This window comes from Pseudomonas nicosulfuronedens (genome assembly GCF_005877905.1).
GTDB classification, from domain to species: Bacteria; Pseudomonadota; Gammaproteobacteria; order Pseudomonadales; family Pseudomonadaceae; genus Pseudomonas; species Pseudomonas nicosulfuronedens.
In genome coordinates this window covers 322483-331511 of the sequence record NZ_SWDV01000003.1, presented here as the reverse complement: position 1 = coordinate 331511, position 9029 = coordinate 322483, and the positions used below count along the sequence as shown (strand labels likewise).

The 9029-nt window shown below is 63.5% G+C and carries 6 protein-coding genes and 3 tRNA genes; 2 read left to right on the top strand and 7 right to left on the bottom strand.

The annotated features are described in order from the left end of the window. Positions 1-99: 99 nt before the first annotated feature. From FAS41_RS05475 to FAS41_RS05450, 6 genes are all read right to left on the bottom strand, one after another. Positions 100-175: transfer RNA gene (locus FAS41_RS05475), tRNA-Ala, on the bottom strand. 44 nt (positions 176-219) lie between these two features. Further along, a tRNA-Glu gene (locus tag FAS41_RS05470) sits at positions 220-295 on the bottom strand. 53 nt (positions 296-348) lie between these two features. Then, a tRNA-Ala gene (locus tag FAS41_RS05465) sits at positions 349-424 on the bottom strand. 185 nt (positions 425-609) lie between these two features. Continuing rightward, on the bottom strand, positions 610-1602 hold the full coding sequence (locus FAS41_RS05460) for a J domain-containing protein (protein WP_138520598.1): 993 nt from the start codon (positions 1600-1602) through the stop codon (positions 610-612). A 63-nt stretch (positions 1603-1665) separates the two neighbouring features. After that, a complete protein-coding gene (gene gltX, locus FAS41_RS05455; RefSeq protein ID WP_138520597.1) occupies positions 1666-3150 on the bottom strand; it encodes a glutamate--tRNA ligase in 1485 nt (494 codons plus the stop codon). Positions 3151-3211: 61 nt separating this feature from the next. Further along, positions 3212-4132 (bottom strand): LysR family transcriptional regulator, encoded by a 921-nt coding sequence (locus tag FAS41_RS05450; protein WP_138520596.1) that lies wholly within the window; start codon positions 4130-4132, stop codon positions 3212-3214. 110 nt (positions 4133-4242) lie between these two features. Here FAS41_RS05450 and FAS41_RS05445 point away from each other — a divergent pair, with 110 nt between their 5' ends. Further along, complete coding sequence (locus FAS41_RS05445; protein ID WP_138520595.1) at positions 4243-5277, top strand: HlyD family secretion protein; 1035 nt, start codon at positions 4243-4245, stop codon at positions 5275-5277. Beyond that, the gene (locus FAS41_RS05440) at positions 5267-6826 is read left to right on the top strand and encodes an MDR family MFS transporter (RefSeq protein ID WP_480448346.1); all 1560 of its coding nucleotides are present in this window, start codon (positions 5267-5269) and stop codon (positions 6824-6826) included. The genes FAS41_RS05445 and FAS41_RS05440 overlap by 11 nt, the downstream gene beginning before the upstream one ends. A gap of 138 nt (positions 6827-6964) precedes the next feature. On the opposite strand, the gene uvrB is transcribed toward FAS41_RS05440, so the two are convergent. Then, positions 6965-8980, bottom strand: a complete 2016-nt coding sequence (uvrB, locus tag FAS41_RS05435; RefSeq protein ID WP_138520594.1) for an excinuclease ABC subunit UvrB — start codon at positions 8978-8980, stop codon at positions 6965-6967. Positions 8981-9029 lie beyond the last annotated feature (49 nt).

The following is a 9029-nucleotide window of genomic DNA, read 5'->3' as shown; positions in this document are numbered from 1 at the left end:
TACAGCCGTGAAAGGGCGGTGTCCAAGTCCACTAGACGAAGGGGACTCAAAACCTTCGATTTCAGCCTTGCCCGGACCAGGCAAGACCTACTGGTAATTTGGTGGAGCTAGACGTCATCGAACAGACGACCTCTTGCATGCCATGCAAGCGCTCTCCCAGCTGAGCTATAGCCCCAGATGACTCTGGCTGACGACGCGAATGCATCGTCGCTGGAATAATGGCGTCCCCTAGGGGACTCGAACCCCTGTTACCGCCGTGAAAGGGCGGTGTCCTAGGCCACTAGACGAAGGGGACGCAAAACCTTCGATTTCAGCCTTGCCCGGACCAGGCAAGACCTACTGGTAATTTGGTGGAGCTAGACGGGATCGAACCGTCGACCTCTTGCATGCCATGCAAGCGCTCTCCCAGCTGAGCTATAGCCCCAAAGTACCGCTGGATCTACCGTTCCGCTTCGCCCTGTCAGTTCAGTTCGTCGCTGGAACGGGGCGCATCTTAGGGGGGAGGCGAACCCCTGTCAACAGAATTTTTCATCAGAAGTGAAAAAATTTTGAAGCAAGAACAATCACTTAACCGTCTCCGCCGACTCGCCCGACCATCGCCAGCCAGGATCAGACCGCCAGCGCACCGAACAGACCTATACAGATCCAGACTACACCAGGCCAGGGAAAGCCCAGCAGGGCCAGCATAGCGCCCACCCAGAGACAATGCCCCAGAGCCCTCAGGATCTTTCCGACTGACGATTTGGCCGGCGGCCGTTGTGGCGGCTGCACTTTCACCCGGGGATTCCCCGCGCGGACGCGCAGCTCACTCCAGATGCTGTTGCTGTTGTGTCCACCCTTGGCGTAGTCCCTGCCCCACCAGGCGGGGTCCGACAAGAGATCAGCCGGACCAATGCAGCCGTGAATACTCCAGCCCATCTCGGCGAAAACCTCATGGAGGTCCAGCCGATCAATGGAGGGGTCGAGGAACAAGCTGTACATCAATCCGGCGTCGAACAGCGCTCGACGGTCAGGGCTGGAGAGCAATGGCTGCCGCACATAATGGCGTAGACGAAGATTCAGTGGACGCTCGCCACCACGCAGCTCGGCCATGAATCGCCGCACCTGCAGCTCGGCCACCGGCCGATCGAGGGCTTCCAGCAATCGCGGAGACAAATGCGCGGCCGGCCCGGCCATGGCGGCAGCGAAAACCGCCATCGCCGACTCCGCCAATTCAGCCCCCGCATCGCCAGGTAACGCCAGGCAATATTGCAGGACCAGGCGCTCGAAACACTCCCGGCACTCCAACTGCTCGGTCAAGACGTAGTGCTGTGCAAGATTGTCGGGAGTCAGCCCGGGCAACAGCCCCTCCGCTCGCTCCCACTCCTCACCGCGCACCAGCAGCGGCCGGTCGATGCTCCCTCGGTCAGGCTGCAATAACTCCGGCTGTGCCTGCCCCTCCCCGGCAATCAGTTGCAATGCACATTCGTACGCATCGCGCAGCCGCTGGAAAGCCACGGGGTCTTCGTCTGGACGGCAATGGCGCAGCAGTTTCGCGTACTGCCGGCGGATAACCGAAGCGTCAGCATCGGGCTCCAGTTGGAGAATCTGCCAGCAGTCCATTGCGGCCTCGATCAGGTATGAGCGAAATGGAGCACCGACCCGGGCGGGTCGGTGCGGGAAGACTCAGCTACCGATAGCGTCGCGAATCTTTTCCCATTCCTTGGCTTCTTTCTTCGACGCACCGCCCAGCAGTTCCAGTGCCTGGCGCAGGCGATAGCGCGACAGGTCGGCACCGAGGATTTCCATGGCGTCGAGCACCGACACCGAACTGGCCTGGCCGGTGATGGCTGGGAACATCAGCGGCATCACGTCACGCAGCTTGAGGCCAAGATGCTCGGCGACGGCCTGGATGGTCGCGGTAATGCGATCCTTTTCCCACTGGCGCAGCGCTTCGAGCTTCCACAGCACCAGTTGCAGCACCTGGCGAACCTGGGTGGCATCGAGCTTCTTGTGCTCGAACAGCTTGGCGTCCAGTTGCACGCCGCCACTGAAGAAGAAGCCAGCCAGCGGAGCGATCTGGCTGAAGTTCTCCACGCGGCCTTGTACGTGCGGCGCGATCTTCATCAGGTACTCGGGGTTGAGCGCCCACTTCTGCACTTCCTTGGCGAAGTCCTCGACGGACAGCTCGCGAATCCACTGGCCGTTCAGCCAGGAGAGTTTCTCGATGTCGAAGATCGGGCCACCCAGCGAGACACGGGACAGGTCGAAGTGCTCGATCATCTCTGCCAGGCTGAACTTCTCTCGCTCATCGGGCATGGACCAGCCCATGCGGCCGAGGTAGTTCAGCAGCGCCTGGGGCAGCAGGCCCATGCGCTCATAGAAGGTGATCGAGGTGGGGTTCTTGCGCTTGGACAGCTTGCTCTTGTCCGGGTTGCGCAGCAGCGGCATGTAGCAGAGCACCGGCTGTTCCCAGCCGAAGTACTCGTAAAGCTTGATCAGCTTGGGCGCCGAGGGCAGCCACTCTTCGCCGCGCAGGACGTGAGTAATGCCCATCAGGTGGTCGTCGACCACGTTGGCCAGGAAGTAGGTGGGGAGGCCGTCGGCCTTCATCAGCACCTGCATGTCCATGCGGTCCCACGGGATCTCCACGTCGCCACGGAGCATGTCCGGCACCACGCAGACGCCCTCGGTCGGCACCTTCATGCGCACGACATGGGATTCGCCAGCAGCGATACGCTTGGCCGACTCCTCTTTCGGGATGTGCATGCAAAGGCCGTCGTAGCGCGGGGTTTCCTTGCGCGCCTGTTGCTCGGCACGCAAGGCGTCGAGACGCTCGGAGGAGCAGAAGCAGGGGAAGGCATGACCCTTGTCCACCAGCTCGTCGCTGTACTGCTTATAGATGGCACCACGCTCGCTCTGCCGGTACGGGCCGTGCGGGCCGCCGACGTCCGGGCCCTCGTCCCACTCGATACCCAGCCAGCGCAGCGCGTCGAAGATCTGCTGTTCCGATTCGCGGGTCGAGCGCACCTGATCGGTGTCCTCGATGCGCAGAATGAACTGACCGCCGTGCTGGCGGGCGAAGCAGAGGTTGAACAGCGCGATATACGCGGTGCCGACGTGCGGGTCGCCGGTGGGAGACGGCGCGATACGGGTGCGGACTGTGGTCATGAAGGCTCTCGTGTGCAGCAATTCTTCGTGTGAAGCGGACAGCGCGCGACGGCGCGCGCGCTCATGGGTGCGATGGTATCAGGCGGGCCGCCTTCGGCTCCAGCCAACGACCGGGATCGATGGGCAGGTTGTTGATCAGGAAGTCGAGGAAGGCCTTCACTTTCATCGCCTGGAAACGCCTCGATGGGTACACGGCGTACAGCTCACCCACCGGCAACTGGACCTGCGGCAACACGCGCACCAGGCGACCGCGGGCCAACTGCTCGTCGACGATCAGCTCTGGCAGCGAGGCGATCCCCGCTCCCGCCAGGACTGCTTCGCGGGCAAACGTGATGTTGTTGCAGGACAGCACGCGGTGGCACGGCACGGTCTCTCCGCGCAGCGGCCAGTAGCGCTGCGAGTCGGCCTGCAGCAGTACGGCGCGGTGGCCGGCCAGCTCCTCGACGGTTTCTGGCCAACCGTGCAGCTTCAGGTAGTCCGGGCTGGCGCACAGGCAACGGTTGGTGGTCAGCATGCGCCGGGCGATCAGGGTCGAGTCCTCCGGCTGGCCGACCATGATGACGATATCCACGCCCTCCTCCAGCGGATCGACGTTGCGCGAGGTCAGCTCGACCTCGGCGGTGATCTGTGGATAAAGGTTCATGAAATCGCCCAGCACCTTGGCCAGGTACATCTGGCCGAACTCGATGGGCGCAGTGATCCGCAACAATCCCGAAGGCGCCTGCTGCAACTGCATCACCGCCTGCTCCGCCTCGGCGAAGTCATGCATGATCTGCCGGCAGCGGTCGTAGTAGGCCTGACCCACTTCGGTCAGGCGCAGCTTGCGGGTGGTGCGGTTGATCAGGCGCACGCCCAGGCGCTCTTCGAGGAGCGCGATACGCCGGCTCACCGTGGACTTCTGCATCCCCAGGCTCTGCGCCGCCTGGGTGAAACTGTGCAGTTCCACCACGCGAGTGAAGATCAGCGCATCATCCAGCCCCATGATTGTTCCCTATAAGCAACAAAGTTTCCGAAGTGTAGCGGCTACGTGCCGCCACGGAACACTGTTACATTGGCAAACATTTTTTTGGCCAACCAAACGCTCGTTTACCTATGCCCGCACAATTAAAACGCCGCCTGTCCGTGTTCTTCGTCATCCTTGCCGTCGTCGCCCTCGCCTTCCTGGCGCGCTGGTACTTCATCGGCCGCTTCGTCGAGACCACCGACAATGCCTACGTGCAGGGTGAGATCACCCGCATCGCCAGCCAACTCGGCGCCCGCGTCGAAGAGGTGCTGGTACAGGACAACCAGCACGTCGAGAAAGGCCAGTTGCTGGTGAAGCTCGAGGCCGCCGACTTCCAGCTCGCGCTGGACCGCGCCAAGGCCACCCTGGCCACCCGCGAGGCGGAACTGGAGCAGGCGCGCAGCAAGCTCAAGGGCCAGACCAGCATGATCGCGGCCAGCGCGGCCGACGTGAATGCCAGCCAGGCCACCCTCGGTCGCACCGAGGTCGACCTCGGCCGTGCCCAGGCGCTGCGCAAGCCCGGCTACGTCTCGGAAGAACGCGTGACCACCCTGGCCGCCGACTCCAACGTCGCCCGCTCCCAGGTGGCCAAGGCCCAGGCCGACCTGCAGGCCCAGCGCGTGCAGCGTGAAACCCTGGGCACCGACGTGCAGCGCCTGCAGGCACAGATCGAAAGCGCCCGCGCTGACATCACCCAGGCCGAGATCAACCTCGCCCGCACCGAAATCCACGCGCCGGTCAGCGGCCTGGTAGGCCAGCGCGGCGCCCGCGTCGGCCAGTATGTGCAGGTCGGCAGCCAGCTGCTTTCGCTGGTGCCGGATGACGGCATCTGGATCCAGGCCAACTTCAAGGAAACCCAGATCGGCAAGATGCGCCCGGGTCAAACCGCCAAGCTGGTGTTCGACTCCTTCCCCGACCAGCCCATCGACGGCCAGGTACAGAGCCTGTTCGCCGCCTCCGGCGCGCAATTCAGCCTGCTGCCGCCGGACAACGCCACCGGTAACTTCACCAAGGTCGTGCAGCGCATTCCGGTCAAGATCACCTTCGCCGACGACAACCCGCTCAAGGGCCTGATCCGCCCGGGCATGTCCGTCGAGGCCGAGGTCGAGCTGCGTGTCCGCTGATGCCCTGGTGCGGCCGGCCGGAGAACCGACCCGCCGCGACTGGATCGCCGTGTTCAGCGCCATGCTCGGCGCGTTCATGGCGGTGCTCGACATCCAGATCACCAACTCTTCGCTGAAAGACATCCAGGGCGCGCTGGCCGCGACCCTGGAAGAAGGCTCGTGGATCTCCACGTCCTACCTGGTGGCCGAGATCATCATGATCCCGCTTACCGCCTGGCTGGTGCAGCTGCTCTCGGCGCGCCGGCTGGCCTGGATGATCTCGGTCGGCTTCCTGTTCTCTTCCCTGCTCTGCTCGTTCGCCTGGAACCTGGAGAGCATGATCGTGTTCCGCGCCATGCAGGGCTTCACCGGCGGCGCGCTGATCCCGCTGGCCTTCACCCTGGCGCTGATCAAGCTGCCGGAGCACCATCGCCCCAAAGGCATGGCGCTGTTCGCCATCACCGCGACCTTCGCCCCTTCCATCGGCCCTACCCTGGGCGGCTGGCTGACGGAAAATTTCGGCTGGGAATACATCTTCTACATCAACATCCCGCCGGGCCTGCTGATGATCGCCGGCCTGCTCTACGGCCTGGAGAAGAAGCCGGCGCACTGGGAACTGCTGAAAAGCACCGACTACGCCGGCATCATCACCATGGCCATCGGCCTGGGTTGCCTGCAAGTGTTCCTGGAAGAAGGCCATCGCAAGGACTGGCTGGAATCGAGCCTGATCGTCAGCCTGGGCAGCATCGCCCTGGTCAGCCTGATCCTCTTCGTGATCCTGCAGACCTCGCGGCCGAACCCGCTGATCAACTTGGGGATTCTGCGCAACCGCAATTTCGGCCTGTCGAGCATATCCAGCATCGGCCTGGGCATGGGGCTGTACGGGTCGATCTATGTGCTACCGCTGTATCTCGCGCAGATCCAGGGTTACAACGCCATGCAGATCGGCGAGGTGATCATGTGGATGGGTGTGCCGCAGCTGTTCCTTATCCCATTGATCCCCAAGCTGATGAAGATCATCGAGCCGCGCCTGCTCTGCGCCGTCGGATTCGGCCTGTTCGGTATGGCGAGCTTCTTCTCCGGTGTGCTGAACCCGGACTTCGCCGGCCCGCAGTTCAACCAGATCCAGCTGTTGCGCGCCCTCGGCCAGCCAATGGTGATGGTCACCATCTCGTTGATCGCCACCGTCTACCTACAGCCACAGGATGCGGGGTCCGCTTCCAGCCTGTTCAACATCCTGCGCAACCTGGGCGGCGCCATTGGTATCGCGCTGCTGGCGACCCTGCTGGATAGCCGCGCCAAGGTCTATTACGACTATCTGCGCGAAGCGGTGGTGCCGGTGAACGGCGCGGTGGACGAACGGCTGGCGCAGCTGACCTCGCAGCTGGGCACGCAGCAGGCGGCCCTGGGCAAGATCAGCGAGATCGTCCACCAGCAGGCGGCGATCATGGCCTACAACGACGCCTTCCACGCCATCGGTATCGTGCTGGCGGTGAGCATGGTGGCAGTGCTGCTAACCCGCCCGCTGCCGGCAGGCATGGGCGCTGGAGCGGGGGCCGGAGCGCACTAACCGCCCCACGCCGAACTAACCCTTGTAGGAGCGAGCTTGCTCGCGAACCCCGCATCACACCGCTACATCAGGGTGCTGTGATATTCGCGAGCAAGCTCGCTCCTACGAAAAGCCAGCCAAAGCCGGCTCGTCCTGTGTTCAGCCCATCGATACCATGCGGTCGCGCAACTTGCCGATTTCGTCGCGCACGCCGGCCGCGGCCTCGAACTCCAGATCGCGGGCCAGTTGGTACATGCGCTCTTCCAATTGCTTGATGCGCTTGCCGACTTCCTCCGGCGTGCGCAGCTCGTTCTCGTAGCGACCGCTCTCCTCCGCCACTTTCGCCAGGCTCCGGCGCTTGCCCTTGGCACCCGGCACCACGGCGCCTTCGAGGATGTCCTTGATGTCCTTCTTCACACCCTTGGGCACGATGCCGTGCTTGGCGTTGAACTCCAGCTGCTTGGTGCGACGGCGCTCGGTCTCGTTGATTGCCCGCTGCATCGAGCCGGTGATGTTGTCGGCATAGAGGATCGCCTTGCCGTGCAGGTTCCGGGCGGCGCGGCCGATCGTCTGGATCAGCGAGCGCTCGGAACGCAGGAAGCCCTCCTTGTCTGCATCGAGGATCGCCACCAGTGCCACCTCGGGCATGTCCAGGCCCTCGCGCAGCAGGTTGATGCCCACCAGCACGTCGAACTTGCCCAGGCGCAAGTCACGGATGATTTCCACCCGTTCCACGGTGTCGATGTCCGAGTGCAGGTAGCGCACGCGCACGTCGTGATCGCCCAGGTAGTCAGTGAGGTCCTCGGCCATTCGCTTGGTCAGAGTGGTCACCAGCACGCGCTGATCCAGCGCCACGCGCTTGCCGATTTCCGATAACAGATCATCTACCTGGGTGGTCGCCGGGCGAATTTCCACCTCCGGGTCGACCAGGCCGGTGGGGCGCACGACCTGTTCGACGACCCGACCAGCATGCTGGTCCTCATAGGGGCCGGGAGTTGCCGAGACGAAGATGGTCTGCGGGCTGATCGCCTCCCACTCCTCGAAGCGCAGCGGACGGTTGTCCAGCGCCGAGGGCAGGCGGAAACCATATTCGACCAGGGTTTCCTTGCGCGAGCGGTCGCCCTTGTACATGGCCCCGACCTGGGGAACGCTGACGTGGGATTCGTCGATCACCAGCAGGGCGTTGTCCGGCAGGTAGTCGTAGAGCGTCGGCGGCGGCTCGCCGGGACCGCGCCCGGAGAGGTAGCGCGAGTAGTTCTCGATGCCGTTGCAGTAGCCCAGCTCGAGAATCATCTCCAGGTCGAAACGGGTCCGCTGCTCCAGGCGCTGGGCTTCCACCAGCTTGTTGTTGCTGCGCAGGTAGTCCAGGCGCTGCTTGAGTTCGGCCTTGATGTGCTCCACCGCCTCCAGAAGCGTCTCCCGCGGGGTGACATAGTGGCTCTTGGGGTAGAAGGTGAAGCGCGGCAGCTTGGTGAGCACCTCGCCGGTCAGCGGATCGAAGGCGGCGATGTTCTCCACTTCGTCATCGAACAGCTCGATACGGATGGCCTCCAGGTCCGATTCCGCCGGGAAGACATCGATGACATCGCCGCGCACGCGGAAGGTCGCACGGGCGAAGTCCATGTCGTTGCGGGTGTACTGCAGGCTGGTCAGGCGGCGCAGCAGCTCGCGCTGGTCCATCTTGTCGCCGCGGTCCAGGTGCAGGACCATCTTCAGGTACGACGCCGGGTCGCCCAGGCCGTAGATCGACGACACGGTGCAGACGATGATGGCGTCCTTGCGCTCCAGCAGCGCCTTGGTCGCCGACAACCGCATCTGCTCGATGTGGTCGTTGATCGAGGAGTCCTTCTCGATATAGGTGTCCGAGGACGGTACGTAGGCCTCGGGCTGGTAGTAGTCGTAGTAGGAGACGAAGTACTCGACGGCGTTGTTCGGGAAGAAGGTCTTGAACTCGCCGTAGAGCTGCGCGGCCAGCGTCTTGTTCGGCGCCAGCACCATGGTCGGGCGCTGCACCTGGGAAATGACGTTGGCGATGCTGAAGGTCTTGCCGGAGCCGGTCACCCCCAACAGCGTCTGGTGCGACAGGCCCGCTTCCAGACCTTCCACCATCTGTCGGATGGCTTCGGGCTGATCGCCGGCGGGCTCGAATCGCGAATCCAGCTGAAAAATCGACATGGGAACCTCGCTTTGGCGTGTGACGCTTCGGTCGCCAAAGCGTCATACC